Consider the following 14859-nt stretch of genomic DNA (forward strand, 5'->3'; position numbering starts at 1 on the left):
GCCGCGGATCGCGTGATCCGGAGCGACGTGCGCTCCGTACGGCGACCGCTCCGGCTCGTCCGGACGGGTTTCCGAGTGGTGAACACTGCATCGTGTCTCGGTGAATGATACGGAACGAGCCGGGATCGGGGTACGGCTCGCCCGGCATCGTGTTCGGATCGTGACCCGGCCGGACGCGGCCCAGCGGGCGGTCGGAACCGTTGGTACGGTTGGGCTCGTGTCGGCAGGAACAACGGGAGACGACGACGTGTACAGCACGTCGGACGCCACATGGACGGCCGATCAGGACGACGACGCGAACGCTGCCCCGGGGACGGGCAGTACCGCTGGCTCGAGGACGGGCAGCGGCGACCACGACGACACGGGGGACACGGGTGCGCAGGGTGCGCCCGCGGGTGACGAGATGACGGACGAGACGACCGGCAGTGCGGTCCAGGCCCCGGAAGGCGCCGGGGCGGACGCCCCGCCGACGGCCGCCGCGGGGGCGACCCCGGCGCGACCGGTGAAGAAGGGCAAGAAGCGCTCCGGACGGGCGACACGCCCGCAGGGGGCAGCAGCGGCGCGCACGCCCGAGCAGCGGGCCGAGCGCGGCGGACAGGAGGCGCGGGACGGTTCGGGCACGGGCGCTCGGGACGCGTCCGGTGCATCCGGCGCCTCGACGAGCGCACGGCCGTCGACCAAGCGGCCCACCGCGCGTCCGAACGTGCCACAGCAGCCCGTCGTGCTCCGTGCCGACGGCCTCGTCAAGCGGTACGGACAGACCCTGGCGGCGGACGATGTCGACCTCGAGATCCGCAAGGGCTCGATCTTCGGCGTGGTCGGTCCGAACGGGGCGGGCAAGACGACGACGCTGTCCATCCTCACGGGCCTCCTGCGTCCCGACGCCGGCTCGGTGACCGTGCTCGACCACGACGTGTGGGCGGACCCGACCGCTGCCAAGCGGGCGATGGGCGTCCTGCCGGACCGGCTCCGGCTCTTCGACCGCCTGACCGGCGCGCAGATGCTGTTCTACTCGGCGACGCTCCGCGGGCTCGACGGTGCGACCGCTCGCAGCCGGAGCGCCGACCTCGCCGAAGCGTTCGGTCTCGGCGACGCCCTCGGCCGACCCGTCGCGGACTACTCCGTCGGCATGGCGAAGAAGATCGCCCTCGCCGCCACGCTCATCCACTCGCCGCGCGTGCTCGTGCTCGACGAACCGTTCGAGTCCGTCGACCCGGTCAGCGCGACGACCATCACCGACATCCTGCGGCGGTACACCGCCGGGGGCGGCACCGTCGTGCTCTCCAGCCACTCCATGGAGCTGGTCCAGCGCACCTGCGACTCCGTGGCGATCATCGTCGGTGGCAAGGTCCTGGCCGCCGGCACCATGGCGCAGGTGCGCGGGCGCCGCAGCCTCGAGGACACGTTCGTCGAACTCGCCGGCGGTCGCCCCGTCGCGGAGAGCATGGAATGGTTGCACAGCTTCTCCGGCTGAGGGCCGACCTGCTCGCGGGCGAGGTCCGCAGGGGAGCCCGCCGGTCCGTGGCCGTCGTGCTCGGCAGTCTCGCCGCCCTCGTCGTCGCCGTCTGGGTCGCGTCCGTGTTCGTCGACCTCCGCGCCGCCGACCCCGCGGCCGCCCGGGCCGTCGTGGTGCTGGTCGGTGCCGCCGTCGCCGTCGGCTGCACGGTCGTCCCGCTCGCCGTCGGGGTGGCGGACCCGCTCGACCCGCGGCGCTTCGCCGTGCACGGCATCGGTCGCAAGGACCTCGCCGTCGGGTTGGGGCTCGCCGGACTCCTGGGCATCCCGGTGCTCGCGGTCGCGGTGCTCGCCGTCGCACAGGTGGTGACGTGGAGCCGTGGGGTCGGCCCGGCGCTCCTCGGCGTCCTCGCGGCCGTCCTCGTCGTCGCGACGACCGCGCTGCTCCTCCGGGTCGGCAGCGCCGTCGGCGCGTGGCTCTTCCCGGCACACCGCGTCCAGGACGCTGCCTGGTCCGTCGCGTTCGTCGTGGTCGTGCTGCTCGTGGCCACGGTGCCGCTGCTGCTCCGTCCCGACTGGATCGACGCCTCCGGCGCCGAACTGCAGCGCATCGCCGACGTCGCCGGCTGGACGCCGTGGGGCGCCGCGTGGGCCGTCCCGGCAGACGCGGCGAGCGGACACGTCGGCGCCGCCGTCGGCAAGCTCGCCGTCGCACTCGCCGTCGTCGGGGTGCTCACGCTCGCCTGGTGGGGGCTGGTCGGACGGTTGCTCGTCACGGTGTCGGGGCAGACCCGGGCGCGCCACCACCGCACGCTCGGCTGGTTCGACCGGCTCGGGTCCACCCCCCTCGGTGCGGTCGCCGCCCGGGCGCTGACCTACTGGGGTCGCGACCCGCGGTACCGCAGCTCGTACCTCATCCTGGTCTTCGTGCCACTCGTGGTGGTGCCGCTCGGCGTCGCCGGGGTGCCGTGGGCGTGGACCGCGCTCGCACCGCTGCCGCTCATGGCGCTCATCGCCGGGTTCCTGCCGCACAACGACGTCTCCTACGACAACACGGCCGTCTGGCTGCACGTCGCCTCGGGTGCCCCGGGGTGGACGGACCGCCTCGGCCGTCTGGTCCCGCTCATCGTGGTCGGCCTGCCGCTGCTCGTCGTCGGAGCCTGGCTGTCGGCCACCCTGTACGGCGACCCGATCGCCTTCCCGCTGCTCGTCGGGGTCTCGGTCAGTGCGCTGCTCGGCGGACTCGGCCTGTCGAGCATCGTGTCGGTCGTGCTGCCCTACCCGACGGTCCGGCCCGGCGACCACCCCTTCCAGCAGCCGCAGGCCGCCGGCGCCACGGCCACCGTCGCGCAGACGCTGATGGTGCTCGGCACCCTCGTCTGCATGGTCCCCGCCGGCTGGTCCGCGGCCGTGGTCCTGCTCGACGGCGGCGACGCCTGGCCCACCCTCTGGCTCGGCGTCGGCGTCGGGCTGGTGCTGCTCGTGGTCGGCGTCGTCGTCGGCGGTGCGGTGTTCGACCGACGCGGTCCGGACCTCCTGGCCGCTGCGCAGCGCAACTGACGCGGCGCACCGCGGACCGGACCGCGGCGCCCGACCCGGCGCACCGGACCCCGGGCGCCCCACCCGGCGCACGCGACCGGGCAGGGCGGGACCGGAGCCCGCGGAGGCAGCGCGACCGCGGACGGCGACGTACGCTGGTGTCATGAGCACGACGGAACCCGGTGGTGGCGGCCTCGACGTGATGGACCGCGAACTCGAGAAGCTCCTGGAAGAGGAGGCGATCGAGCCCGGCGACCACGAGCGGTTCTCGCACTACGTCAAGAAGGACAAGATCCTCGAGTCCGCCCTGACCGGCAAGGCCGTCAAGGCGCTGTGCGGCAAGAAGTGGATCCCGGGCCGCGACCCCGAGAAGTTCCCGGTCTGCCCCGACTGCAAGAAGATCTACGAGCGGATGAAGTCCGAGTAGCACCGGGCTGCAGGCGCGCCCGCCCGCGGGGTCAGATGACGAGCGTCGGGATCGCCGGGTCGCCGCGACCGATGCGCTCCGCGTCCGCCGGCAGTTCGGCCTTCGCCCGCTTGTGGTGCGCCCGCGCCGCCTCGACGCCCGCGACGCCGAGGAACGCCGGGTCCACCTCGCCGTGCGTGACCACGGGCACGAGCAGGTCGCGCTCGTCCGGCCCGACCGAGCCGGAGGTGAGCACGACCTCCGCCGTCGCGATGCCGTTCCGCAGACGGCGTCCCGCCTCCTTGCGGCCGCCGGTCGACGCCTTGTCGGCCGACTTCTTGGCGACCGGCACCCACTCGCCGGCGGGGGAGTGGTGCGCGACGAGCTTGAACACCATGCCGGCTGCCGGGTGTCCCGAGCCCGACACGACCGAGGTGCCGACGCCGTAGGAGTCCACCGGCGCGGCACGGAGCGCGGCGATCGTGTACTCGTCCAGGTCGTTCGTGACCGTGATCTTCGTGCCGGTCGCGCCGAGCCGGTCGAGTTGCGCGCGGACGCTCGCGACGACCGACGGCAGGTCGCCGCTGTCGATGCGGACCGCGCCGAGCTTGCCGTCCGTCAGGCGGACCGCCGTCTCGACCGCGGCCTCGATGTCGTACGTGTCGACGAGCAGCGTCGTGCCGCTGCCGAGGGCGTCGAGTTGCGACCGGAAGGCGGCCTCCTCGGAGTCGTGCAGGAGCGTGAAGGCGTGCGCGGCGGTGCCCATCGTGGGGATCCCCCAGGTGCGCCCGGCCTCGAGGTTGCTCGTCGCGCCGAAGCCCGCGATGTACGCGGCCCGGGCAGCGGCGACCGCGTTCCACTCGCCGGTGCGGCGCGAGCCCATCTCGGCGAGCGGTCGGCGGTCGGCGGCGGAGACCATGCGGGCCGCGGCGGAGGCGATCGCCGAGTCGGCGTTGAACACGCTGAGCGCGAGGGTCTCGAGCATCACGGCCTCGGCGAAGGTGCCCTCGATCTGCAGGACGGGGGAGTTCGGGAAGAACACCTCGCCCTCGCGGTAGGCGCGGACGTCGCCGGTGAACCGGTAGTCGGCGAGCCAGCGTGCGGTGCCCTCGTCGATCACCCGACGGTCACGGAGGAAGCCGATCTCCTCGTCGCCGAACCGGAACTCCGTGAGCTGGGTGAGGAACCGCCCGAGCCCGGCGGCGACGCCGTACCGGCGCCCGTCCGGCAGGCGGCGGGCGAACACCTCGAAGACGCAGCGGCGGTCGGCGGTGCCGTCCTTCAACGCGGCGTCGACCATGGTGAGTTCGTACTGGTCGGTGAGGAGCGCGGTGGTCACCCCACCGACCCTAGCCAGGACCGGGCCGACAGGCACGGATCGGACCCTGGAGGCCCGGAGCGCGACGGCGGGTCGGCGCGCGTCGGTACGCTGGTCACCGTGACGGATGCACCGATCGGAGTCTTCGACAGCGGCGTCGGCGGGCTCACGGTGGCCCGGGCGATCATCGACCAGCTGCCCCGCGAGAGCGTCCGCTACGTCGGGGACACCCTGCACTCGCCGTACGGCCCGAAGCCGATCGCCGACGTCCGGCGGTACGCGCTGCAGGTGATGGACGACCTGGTCGACCAGGGCGTCAAGGCGCTCGTCATCGCCTGCAACACCGCGTCCTCGGCCGTGCTCCGCGACGCCCGGGAACGGTACGAGCAGGCCGTCGGGATCCCCGTCGTCGAGGTCATCCAGCCTGCGGCCCGCGCCGCCGTCAAGCAGACCCGCACCGGCCGCATCGGTGTGATCGGCACGATCGGGACGATCGCCTCCCGTGCCTACGAGGACGCCTTCGCGGTCGCCGCCGACGTCACCCTCACCACCGCGGCCTGCCCCCGTTTCGTCGAGTTCGTCGAGGCGGGGGACACCTCGTCCGCCGGTCTCCGCGAGGTCGCCGCCGGCTACCTCGCCCCGGTGCGGGACGCCGGCGTCGACACCCTCGTGCTCGGCTGCACGCACTACCCGCTCATGTCCGCCGCGATCCAGTACGTCATGGGGCCGGACGTCACGCTGGTCTCGAGCGCCGAGGAGACCGCGAGCGACGTCTACCGACGCCTGGTCGAACACGGGCTCGAGCGCACGAGCACCGAGCCCCCGAGCCACTCGTTCGAGGCGACCGGCGCCGACCCGGCCGGCTTCATCCGACTCGCCCGCCGGTTCCTCGGGCCCGAGGTCGCGAGCGTCGGCCACCTCGAGACCGGCGCCATCACGCTCCCGCGCGCCCCGCGCTGACCATGCCCGCGCCGCCACCCGGCGGGCGCACGACGACCGGACCACCCGCACCGAGCCTCCAGGCCGGACCGAGAGGAACACCATGAACGCCACCGACGGACCCGCCCGCATCGACGGCCGCACCACCACCGACCACCGACCCGTCACCATCGAGCGCGGCTGGAGCACCCAGGCCGAGGGCAGCGCCCTCATCTCGTTCGGCAACACGAAGGTCCTCTGCACCGCCTCGTTCACCAACGGGGTGCCGCGGTGGATGGCCGGCAAGGGGACCGGCTGGGTCACCGCCGAGTACTCGATGCTGCCGCGGTCGACCAACGAGCGCATGCAGCGCGAGTCGATCAAGGGCAAGGTCGGCGGCCGCACGCACGAGATCTCGCGGCTCATCGGCCGCTCGCTGCGTGCCGTGGTCGACATGAAGGGCCTGGGGGAGAACACCCTCGTCCTCGACTGCGACGTGCTGCAGGCCGACGGCGGCACCCGCACCGCGTCGATCACCGGCGCGTACGTCGCGATGGCGGACGCGATCGAGTGGGGCCGGTCGAAGGGCTTCATCGGCAAGAAGGCGACGCCGCTGACCGACAGCGTGCAGGCGATCTCGGTCGGGATCGTCGGCGGGGTGCCGATGCTCGACCTGGCGTACGAGGAGGACAGCCGCGCCGACACCGACATGAACATCGTCACGACCGGGTCGGGGAAGTTCATCGAGGTCCAGGGCACCGCCGAGCACGCGCCGTTCGACCGTGACGAGCTGGACGCGCTGCTCGACCTCGGGCTCGCCGGCAACGCCTCGCTCGCCGCGGTCCAGCGCGCGGCCCTGGGGCTGGCCTCGTGACCGGCACGGTCGTCCTCGCGACGCACAACCAGGGGAAGGTCGTCGAGCTGCGGGACATCCTCGGGGACGCGCTCGGCGGGATCGAACTCGTCGCCTACGACGGGCCCGAGCCGGTCGAGGACGGTGACAGCTACGCGGCGAACGCCCTCATCAAGGCCCGTGCTGCGGTCGCGCACACGGGGCTGCCCGCGCTCGCGGACGACTCCGGCATCGCGGTCGACGCGCTCGGCGGTGCACCGGGCATCCACTCCGCCCGGTACGCCGGGACCCGGGTGGACGCGGACAACATCGCGCTCCTCCTGCAGAACCTGGAGGGCGTGGTCGAGCGGACCGCGGCCTTCGTCTGCGCCGCGGCGTTCGTGACGCCGTCCGGTACCGAGCATGTGTTCGAGGCGGTCTGGAACGGCGAGGTCGCGACCGAGCCCGTCGGTGACGGCGGTCACGGCTACGACCCGGTGTTCCGACCGGACGACGCGGACGGATCGGCGGCGCAGCTGACCCGCGCCGAGAAGAACGCGCTGAGCCACCGGTCGAAGGCGTTCCGGGGCATCGCGCCCATCGTCCGCGAGTGGTTCCAGGGCGCGGAGCGGTAGCCGCACGGCGCGTCCGGGTGTCGGCCGAGACGCCTCCGTCGGGGCGCGACGCCGCCGAGGACGTGAGACGCCGCCGGGTCCGGCGGCGTCTCGGTGCTCTCGCGGCGTCCCGCACCGACGGGCCCGTCTCGCACGCGGGCCCGCCGGCTCCTACTGCTCGGCCTGCTTCGCCTTTCGGGAGTTGCGGAAGTAGGTGAGGAGGGCGGGGACCACCGTGACGACGACGGCCGCCAGCAGGATCACGTCGATGTAGTTGCGCACGATGTACGCGACGGCGGGGATGTAGCCGAGGAAGTACCCGAGGAAGGTCACACCGACCCCCCAGACGACGGCGCCGACGGCGTTGTACAGCGAGTACTTGCGGTAGTCCATCCGACCGACCCCGGCCGCGATCGGTGCGAAGGTCCGCACGACGGGGACGAAGCGGGCGAGGATCACCGCGAGGGCGCCGTACCGGTGGAAGAACGCGTTCGTCCGGTCGACGTTCGCCTTCGAGAACAGTCCGCTGTCCTTGCGCTCGAAGACCGGCGGTCCGGCCTTCTTGCCGATGTAGTAGCCGAGTTCCCCGCCGATGAACGCGGCGGCACCGATCATCAGCGCGACGGCCCAGATCGGGATCCCGCCGATCTGCCCGTCACGGTCGAAGGCGAACAGGCCCGTGATGACGAGCAGGCTGTCCCCGGGGAAGATGAAACCGACCAGCAGGCCGGTCTCGGCGAAGATGATCGCGCAGACGACGAGCACGGCGAACGCCCCGAAGTGGTCGAGGATGTACTGCGGATCCAGCCAGGGGATCAGGGCGAGTGCGACGGAGTGCATGGTTCTTCCGGTCGGCGGACGAGGGCGGACAGTGCACCCGCCGGACCGAGGGTACCGTGCGGGCGTGTCCGGCCCATCCGTCGCGAGGGTGACGTCGTCGGCCCCGCCGCACGGCGAGCGGACGGGCACGGCGCCGCTCGCCGACACGGCGGTCCCCGGTGCGGAAGGAGGGACTCGAACCCTCACGCCGAAGCACAGGAACCTAAATCCTGCGTGTCTACCGATTCCACCACTCCCGCTGGCCGACCCAGTGTACGCAGGAGCCCGTCCGGCGGACGGTGGGCGGTCCTCCCGGACGGTGCCGACGTCACGTCGGGACCGGCTACGCCGCGACCGGGGCGCGCGGGGCTCGTCAGCGCAGCGACCGCGGCAGGTACCGCGGCACGTACCGGAGCAGGATGCCCGCGCCGAGCAGACCGAGCACGCCCATCACACCGCTCGCGACCGCGATCGTCGCGACCGCGGTGACGCCCGAGATGACGAGCGGTGCCGCGGCGGAACCGAGGTCGCCGGTGAAGCGCCACGCGCCGAGGAACGGCGCCGGACGGTCGGCCGGCGCGAGGTCGGCGCCGAGCGTCATGAGGATGCCGGAGCCGACACCGTTCGCGAGGGACATGGCCATCGCGACCGCGATGAACCAGCCGACGCGGGCGTCGAGGTGGTCGCTCCAGGCGAGCAGGAAGTAGCAGATGCTCAGGCCGAGCATGCAGGGCAGGGCGCTCGCCAGGCGGCCCCAGCGGTCCATGATCTGCCCGCTCGTGTAGAACAGCGCGAAGTCGACGGCCCCCGCGATGCCGATCACGAGCGCGGCCGCCGAGTCGTCGAGGCCGACGGCGACCGCCCAGAGCGGCAGGATCACCTGGCGACCGGCGCGCATCGCGCCGATGAGCGCGGCGCCGCTGCCGAGCCGGACGAGGACCCGGTGGTGGGAACGGAGGGTGCGGAAGAGGCCTTCGGACTCCTCCTTGACGAACTGCTCGCCCTCGTGGTCGGGCGTCCCCGTCGCGGACCCGTCCGTCGTGCGGGGTCCGTCCGTCGCGTCGGCGGGTGCCGGCCGGGAGGCCCGGGTCGGCCGCTGCAGGCCGCGCGCGCCCGTCGCGGGGTCGCGGATGACGAGGAGCACCACGGCTGCGCCGAGGCAGCACACGACGTGCACCCAGAACGCGCTCTGCGTCGTCCCGGTGAGGTGCACGACGCCGGCCGCGAGGAACGGTCCGACGAAGTACCCGAACCGGAACACGCCGCCGAGGCTCGACAGTGCCCGCGCCCGGATCCGCAGCGGGATCGCGGTGGTCATGTAGGCGTGTCGGGCGAGTGCGAACACGGCGGTCGACAGGCCGACCAGGAAGACCCCGACCGCGAGCACGAGCGGGTTCGGGGCCGCCGTGCAGACGAGCAGGCCGAGCACCGAGACGACGGCGGCGCCGATCATCGCGTTCCGCTCGCCGATCCTCGCGACCACGACGCCGGAGGGGACGTCTCCGATGAGCTCGCCGACCAGGATCAGCGAGGCGACGAAGCCGGCGATCGCCAGGCTGGCTCCGAGGGAGTCCGCCGCGATCGGGATGATCGGGATGATCGCGCCCTCGCCGATCGCGAAGAGCGCCGCGGGCAGGAACCCGGACAGCAGGACGCCCCGCAGGTCGAAGGAGTCGTTCGGAGTGCTCGTCATCGTCGAGCAACGGTACGCCGGTGTCGGAGTTACCCTGGACGCATGCGTGTTCTGGCGGCGATGAGCGGTGGGGTCGACTCGGCGGTGGCGGCTGCCCGGGCGGTCGAGGCCGGTCACGACGTGGTCGGCGTGCACCTGGCGCTCAGCCGGATGCCGGGCACTCTCCGGACCGGCAGCCGCGGGTGCTGCACCATCGAGGACTCGATGGACGCTCAGCGGGCCGCCGCCGCACTCGGCATCCCCTACTACGTCTGGGACTTCTCGGCGCGGTTCAAGGAGGACGTCGTCGACGACTTCGTGGCCGAGTACCAGGCCGGCCGCACCCCGAACCCCTGCATGCGGTGCAACGAGCGCATCAAGTTCGCCGCGCTGCTCGAGAAGGCGCTCGCCCTCGGCTTCGACGCCGTCTGCACGGGCCACTACGCCTCCATCGTCACCGGCCCGGACGGGTCGCGTGAACTGCACCGTTCGGCGGCGTGGGCGAAGGACCAGTCCTACGTGCTCGGCGTCCTGACCGCCGAGCAACTCCGGCACGCGATGTTCCCGCTCGGGGCCACGCCCTCGAAGGACGAGGTCCGGGCCGAGGCTGCTGCCCGCGGCCTCACCGTCGCGCAGAAGCCCGACTCGTACGACATCTGCTTCATCCCCGACGGCGACACCCGTGGCTGGTTGGCCGACCGCGTGGGCAGCGCGACCGGTGACGTCGTCGAGCGTGACGGCACCGTGGTCGGCTCGCACGAGGGTGCGCACGGCTACACGGTCGGGCAGCGCCGCGGGCTGGCCCTCGGTCGTCCCGCTGCCGACGGCAAGCCCCGGTTCGTGCTCGAGATCCGGCCGAAGGACAACACCGTCGTCGTCGGACCGAAGGAGGCGCTCGACGTCGCCTCGCTCTCCGGCACGCGCTACACCTGGGCCGGTGCGGCACCGGCCGACCCGTCGGAGCCGTTCCGGTGCGACGTGCAGATCCGCGCCCACGCCGATCCGGAGCCCGCCACCGCACGGGTCGAGGACGGCGCGCTCGTGATCGTCCCCGACGCGCCGCTCTCCGGCGTCGCGCCCGGGCAGACCGCGGTCGTGTACGTCGGGACGCGGGTGCTCGGGCAGTGCACGATCGACACCACCGTGTCGGCGGCGCCCGTCCCCGCCTGACTCCCGTCCCACGCCGTCCGCGTGCGGCGCTCCCGGCCAGCGCGGACGGTGCGACCAGGGTCGGTGGCGCGCGGTAGAACTGACACATGAGCGACACCGACGCGACCTTCGAGACCATCGACCCCGCGGGGCTCGACGCCGCGCAGGCCGCTCGGGAGGTCGAACGGCTGCGCGCCCGCGTCACGGAGCTCCGACACGCCTACTACGAGGGCAACGGTTCCCCGGTCGCCGATGCCGAGTACGACGCCATGATGCGCCGGTTGGACGCGATCGAGCAGCGGTTCCCGGAGCTGCTGACCGAGGACAGCCCGACGCAGACCGTGGGCGGGCAGGCGCAGACGACGCAGTTCGCCCCGGTCGAGCACGCCGAACGCATGCTCAGCCTCGACAACGTGTTCAGCCCGGACGAGCTGACGGACTGGGCGCTCAAGGTCCAGCGTGACGCCGGGGCGGAGCGGGTCCGGTTCCTGACCGAGCTGAAGATCGACGGGCTCGCGATCAACCTGCGGTACGAGCACGGCCGGCTCGTCTCGGCGGCGACCCGTGGCGACGGCGTCGTGGGCGAGGACGTCACCGGCAACGTCCGCACGATGGGCACCATCCCGGACCGGCTCGCCGGCACCGGACACCCGCCCCTCGTGGAGGTCCGTGGCGAGATCTTCTTCCCGGTCGCGCAGTTCGACGAACTGAACGCCCGGCAGCGTGATGCGGGTGAGCGCGTGTTCGCGAACCCACGGAACGCCGCCGCGGGGTCGCTCCGGCAGAAGGAAGAGGGCAAGTCGCCGGCGAAGCGCGAGCTCATGGTCGACCGGCTCCGCCGACTGCGGATGCTCGTGCACGGCATCGGCGCCTGGCCGGTCCGCGAACTCGAGCGTGACACCGACGTCCGGGCGCAGTCCGAGGTCTACGAGCTCCTGCACGAGTGGGGACTGCCGACCGGCACGCACCACCGCGTGTTCGACTCGGTGGAGGACGTCCTGGGGTTCGTCACGGACTACGGGGAGCGCCGGTCGGCGGTCGAGCACCAGATCGACGGCATCGTCATCAAGGTCGACGACCTCGCGTTGCACGAGGAGCTCGGCTCGACCTCCCGTGCCCCGCGCTGGGCAATCGCCTACAAGTACCCGCCGGAAGAGGTCCACACGAAGCTCCTCGACATCGTCGTGAGCGTCGGACGGACCGGGCGTGCCACCCCGTTCGCGTCGATGGAGCCGGCCGAGGTCGCCGGGTCCGTCGTGCGCCAGGCCACCCTGCACAACCAGCAGGTCGTCAAGGCGAAGGGCGTCCTGATCGGCGACACGGTCGTGCTCCGCAAGGCGGGGGACGTCATCCCCGAGGTCCTCGGGCCCGTCGTCGAACTCCGTGACGGCACCGAGCGCGAGTTCGTGATGCCGACCGAGTGCCCGGAGTGCGGCACGCCCCTGCGCCCGGCGAAGGAGGGCGACATCGACCTCCGCTGCCCGAACGCCGAGAGCTGCCCGGCCCAGGTGCGCGGGCGGGTGGAGCACATCGCCTCGCGCGGCTCACTCGACATCGAGGGCCTCGGCGAGGTCGCGGCGGCCGCCCTGACGCAGCCGGTCCACCCGGAGACCCCGCCGCTCGTGACCGAGGCCGGTCTCTTCGACCTCACGATGGAGGACATCGTCCCGATCGAGGTCATCGTGCGGGACGCCGAGACCGGCATGGAGAAGACCGAGGACGGCGGCGGCCCGAAGCGGGTGACCCCGTTCAGCCGGGCGCGCAAGAAGACCGACCCGCCGTACGACCCTGACGCCCGCGGCGCCGACTACACCGGCGAGCCGACCCGCTACCCGTCGAAGAACGCGTTCGAGATGCTCGCGAACATCGACGCCGCGAAGACCAAGCCGCTGTGGCGCATCCTGGTCGGCCTCAACATCCGACACGTGGGGCCGGTGGCCGCCCGGGCCCTGGCGAACCACTTCGGCTCGCTCGACGCCATCCGTTCGTCCTCGCGCGAGGACCTGGCCGCGGTGGACGGCGTCGGCGGCATCATCGCGGATGCGCTGCTCGACTGGTTCGAGGTCGACTGGCACCGCGAGATCGTCGACCGTTGGACGGCCGCGGGCGTGCAGCTCAGCACGCCGGGTCACCCGGGTCCCGGTGCCGCGGTCGCCGAGGGCGGCGTCCTCAGCGGTGTGACCGTCGTCGCGACGGGGTCCCTCGAGGGCTTCACGCGAGAGGGCGCACTCGAGGCGATCATGGCCGCCGGTGGGAAGGCAGCCTCGAGCGTCAGCAAGAAGACCGACTTCGTCGCCGCCGGTCCGGGTGCGGGCTCGAAGCTCGCGAAGGCCGAGCAGCTCGGCGTCCGGGTCATCGATGCCGCCCAGTTCGCCGTCCTCGTCACCGAGGGGCCGGCGGCACTCGCCGACGCTCCGGCGGAGGGCACGGACGAGGACGGTGGAACCGGGGCCGTCACCGCAACCGACGCCGAGGCAGCAGCCGACGACGCCCGCTGACCCGACCGCTTGCACGTCGGAGCGGGATCCGGCCGCTGCGACGCGCCCGCGGGTGTCCCCAGTTCGAGGGACAAGTTGCATCCCGCATGACCCCCGAAGGGCCGTTCTCCCTACACTCGACAGAGCATCACCTGTCGTCTGCAGGGGAACGACAGGCTGGCCTTCCAGGGGGAGACCCGTTTGCTGTTCATCGCCGCGGCGCTGCTGACCGCCTCGATGCACTCACTGGGAGTGGTCGAGGCCACGGCCGTGCCCACGAGTACCGACGCCCGGGTGGCGGCGTCCGCGCCCATGCGACACGCGCCTCCCGAGATCGCGCCCGGCCCAGCCGTCGACGCCCTGGCGGCCGCGTCCGGCCAGGCCTGGCTCGACGTCCTCGCGGCAGCGCCGCCGACGGTCCTCCGGGCGGCCGACTCGGACGCCCGGGTGACCGCGACCGCGATGGACGACCCGCCGAGCAGCACGCTCGTCACCGCATGGTGGGCAGCGCTCACTCCCGCGAGCCGGACGGTCCTCACCGATGACGCCCCGGTGGTGGTCGGGAACCTCGACGGCGTGCCGTTCGACGTCCGGGATGCCGCGAACCGCGCGGTCTTGACGTCGAGGCTCGCCGATCCGCAGGCCTCGACCGCGCTCACCGCGATGCTCGGGCAGGTGCAGGAGTCACTGGCGCAGGAGCCGGGGGACCCCCGCAAGTACCTCGTCACCCTCGACACCCGGGGGAGCGGTCGGTGTGCGATCTCGGTGGGGGACATCGGCACGGCCGGGCACGTCTCGGTCGTCGTCCCGGGCATCTTCTTCACCGTCAACGGGCAGATGGCGGACTTCACCGCGACGGCCGGCGACGTGTACCGGGAGCAGGCGACCCTCGCTCCCGTGGCGGCTCCGGCGGACGGCGCCGGGGTGGCGGTCCTGGCCTGGATGGGGTACCGCACGCCGGGCATCTCGGACTTCATGTCGCTCGACCTCGCGCACCTCGGCGCGGACCGGCTCGTCCGGACGCTCGACGGCATCCGTTCCGTCCGCACCGGCCACGAACCGCGGCTCGGTGTCGTGGCGCACTCGTACGGGTCGACCACGGCGATGATCGCGCTGTCGTCGGGACGGGTCTCCGTCGACAGCCTCACCATGCTCGGATCCCCCGGGAGCTCGGTGACGACGGCCGACCAGCTCGCGGTGACCCCGGGAGAGGTGTACGTCGGTGGAGCCCACTGGGATCCGGTCGCCGGGACGGGCTTCTTCGGCACCGACCCCGGACTCGCCGCCTTCGGGGCGGCACGGCTCGACCTCCTCGCCACCGACGACCCGGACGGACGCGGCGACGTGTTCCGCCAGCCCTTCGGGCACAACGACTACTTGAAACCGGGCACCGCCTCGCTGCACGACGTGGCGCTCATCGCGGTGGGGCGGGGTGACCTGGTCCGGGGCGAGCACCGCGAGGGCGACGGGCCGGACGGCGGTGTCGTGCAGGCGACCCCGGACATGTACCTCGTCCGCCCGCAGGACCTCCAGCCTCGCGACTGACCGTCACCCGGGGCAGGCAGACGTGACCAGATCGTGACCGGAGGCGCGCTGGCAGGCGATCCGTGCCTCCAAGCCGCGGCGTCGGGGTCGGTCCGGGCCGGTCTCGGCCCTTCCT

The 14859-nt window shown here is 72.9% G+C and carries 12 protein-coding genes and 1 tRNA gene; 9 read left to right on the forward strand and 4 right to left on the reverse strand.

The window, feature by feature from the left end:
* The first annotated feature begins 217 nt into the window (after positions 1-217).
* The 3 genes from DEJ18_RS04220 (at position 218) to DEJ18_RS04230 (ending at position 3421) form a co-directional block, all read left to right on the forward strand.
* A complete protein-coding gene (locus DEJ18_RS04220) occupies positions 218-1474 on the forward strand; it encodes an ABC transporter ATP-binding protein (RefSeq protein WP_258376846.1) in 1257 nt (418 codons plus the stop codon).
* Entirely contained in the window at positions 1450-3015 is a 1566-nt protein-coding gene (locus DEJ18_RS04225) for an ABC transporter permease (RefSeq protein ID WP_146241479.1), read from the forward strand. The genes DEJ18_RS04220 and DEJ18_RS04225 overlap by 25 nt, the downstream gene beginning before the upstream one ends.
* Positions 3016-3157: 142 nt before the next feature.
* Positions 3158-3421, forward strand: coding sequence for a DUF3039 domain-containing protein (locus tag DEJ18_RS04230; RefSeq protein ID WP_111081008.1), 264 nt, complete (start codon positions 3158-3160; stop codon positions 3419-3421).
* A gap of 31 nt (positions 3422-3452) precedes the next feature.
* Here DEJ18_RS04230 and DEJ18_RS04235 read toward each other — a convergent pair whose 3' ends face one another.
* Entirely contained in the window at positions 3453-4739 is a 1287-nt protein-coding gene (locus DEJ18_RS04235) for a nicotinate phosphoribosyltransferase (RefSeq protein ID WP_111209653.1), read from the reverse strand.
* A gap of 99 nt (positions 4740-4838) precedes the next feature.
* Between DEJ18_RS04235 and murI the strand changes: the two genes are divergently transcribed.
* The 3 genes from murI (at position 4839) to rdgB (ending at position 7103) form a co-directional block, all read left to right on the forward strand.
* Positions 4839-5678, forward strand: coding sequence for a glutamate racemase (murI, locus tag DEJ18_RS04240; protein ID WP_111081006.1), 840 nt, complete (start codon positions 4839-4841; stop codon positions 5676-5678).
* 82 nt (positions 5679-5760) lie between these two features.
* Positions 5761-6510: a ribonuclease PH gene (gene rph, locus DEJ18_RS04245; RefSeq protein WP_111081005.1), complete on the forward strand. Its 750-nt coding sequence runs from the start codon at positions 5761-5763 to the stop codon at positions 6508-6510.
* On the forward strand, positions 6507-7103 hold the full coding sequence (gene rdgB / locus DEJ18_RS04250) for an RdgB/HAM1 family non-canonical purine NTP pyrophosphatase (protein WP_111209654.1): 597 nt from the start codon (positions 6507-6509) through the stop codon (positions 7101-7103). Before rph ends, rdgB begins: the two co-directional genes overlap by 4 nt.
* 150 nt (positions 7104-7253) lie before the next feature.
* Here rdgB and DEJ18_RS04255 read toward each other — a convergent pair whose 3' ends face one another.
* From DEJ18_RS04255 to DEJ18_RS04265, 3 genes are all read right to left on the reverse strand, one after another.
* Positions 7254-7922, reverse strand: coding sequence for a DedA family protein (locus DEJ18_RS04255; protein ID WP_111209655.1), 669 nt, complete (start codon positions 7920-7922; stop codon positions 7254-7256).
* A gap of 159 nt (positions 7923-8081) precedes the next feature.
* Positions 8082-8161: transfer RNA gene (locus DEJ18_RS04260), tRNA-Leu, on the reverse strand.
* 113 nt (positions 8162-8274) lie between these two features.
* On the reverse strand, positions 8275-9594 hold the full coding sequence (locus tag DEJ18_RS04265) for an MFS transporter (RefSeq protein ID WP_111209656.1): 1320 nt from the start codon (positions 9592-9594) through the stop codon (positions 8275-8277).
* A 42-nt stretch (positions 9595-9636) separates the two neighbouring features.
* Here DEJ18_RS04265 and mnmA point away from each other — a divergent pair, with 42 nt between their 5' ends.
* From mnmA to DEJ18_RS04280, 3 genes are all read left to right on the forward strand, one after another.
* On the forward strand, positions 9637-10743 hold the full coding sequence (gene mnmA, locus DEJ18_RS04270; protein WP_111081001.1) for a tRNA 2-thiouridine(34) synthase MnmA: 1107 nt from the start codon (positions 9637-9639) through the stop codon (positions 10741-10743).
* An 86-nt stretch (positions 10744-10829) separates the two neighbouring features.
* On the forward strand, positions 10830-13220 hold the full coding sequence (ligA, locus tag DEJ18_RS04275; RefSeq protein ID WP_111209657.1) for an NAD-dependent DNA ligase LigA: 2391 nt from the start codon (positions 10830-10832) through the stop codon (positions 13218-13220).
* A 180-nt stretch (positions 13221-13400) separates the two neighbouring features.
* A complete protein-coding gene (locus DEJ18_RS04280) occupies positions 13401-14744 on the forward strand; it encodes an alpha/beta hydrolase (protein ID WP_111209658.1) in 1344 nt (447 codons plus the stop codon).
* The last annotated feature ends 115 nt before the right edge of the window (positions 14745-14859 follow it).

It is taken from the genome of Curtobacterium sp. MCSS17_015, from assembly GCF_003234265.2.
GTDB lineage: Bacteria > Actinomycetota > Actinomycetes > Actinomycetales > Microbacteriaceae > Curtobacterium.

What these genes read in the sequence shown, in the direction of transcription:
- DEJ18_RS04225 (WP_146241479.1), top strand. Translation starts at nt 1,450, where the DNA reads ATGGTTGCACAGCTTCTCCGGCTGAGGGCCGACCTGCTCGCGGGCGAG.
- DEJ18_RS04230 (WP_111081008.1), top strand. Translation starts at nt 3,158, where the DNA reads ATGAGCACGACGGAACCCGGTGGTGGCGGCCTCGACGTGATGGACCGC.
- rph (WP_111081005.1), top strand. Translation starts at nt 5,761, where the DNA reads ATGAACGCCACCGACGGACCCGCCCGCATCGACGGCCGCACCACCACC.
- DEJ18_RS04255 (WP_111209655.1), bottom strand. Translation starts at nt 7,922, where the DNA reads ATGCACTCCGTCGCACTCGCCCTGATCCCCTGGCTGGATCCGCAGTAC.
- DEJ18_RS04265 (WP_111209656.1), bottom strand. Translation starts at nt 9,594, where the DNA reads ATGACGAGCACTCCGAACGACTCCTTCGACCTGCGGGGCGTCCTGCTG.
- mnmA (WP_111081001.1), top strand. Translation starts at nt 9,637, where the DNA reads ATGCGTGTTCTGGCGGCGATGAGCGGTGGGGTCGACTCGGCGGTGGCG.
- ligA (WP_111209657.1), top strand. Translation starts at nt 10,830, where the DNA reads ATGAGCGACACCGACGCGACCTTCGAGACCATCGACCCCGCGGGGCTC.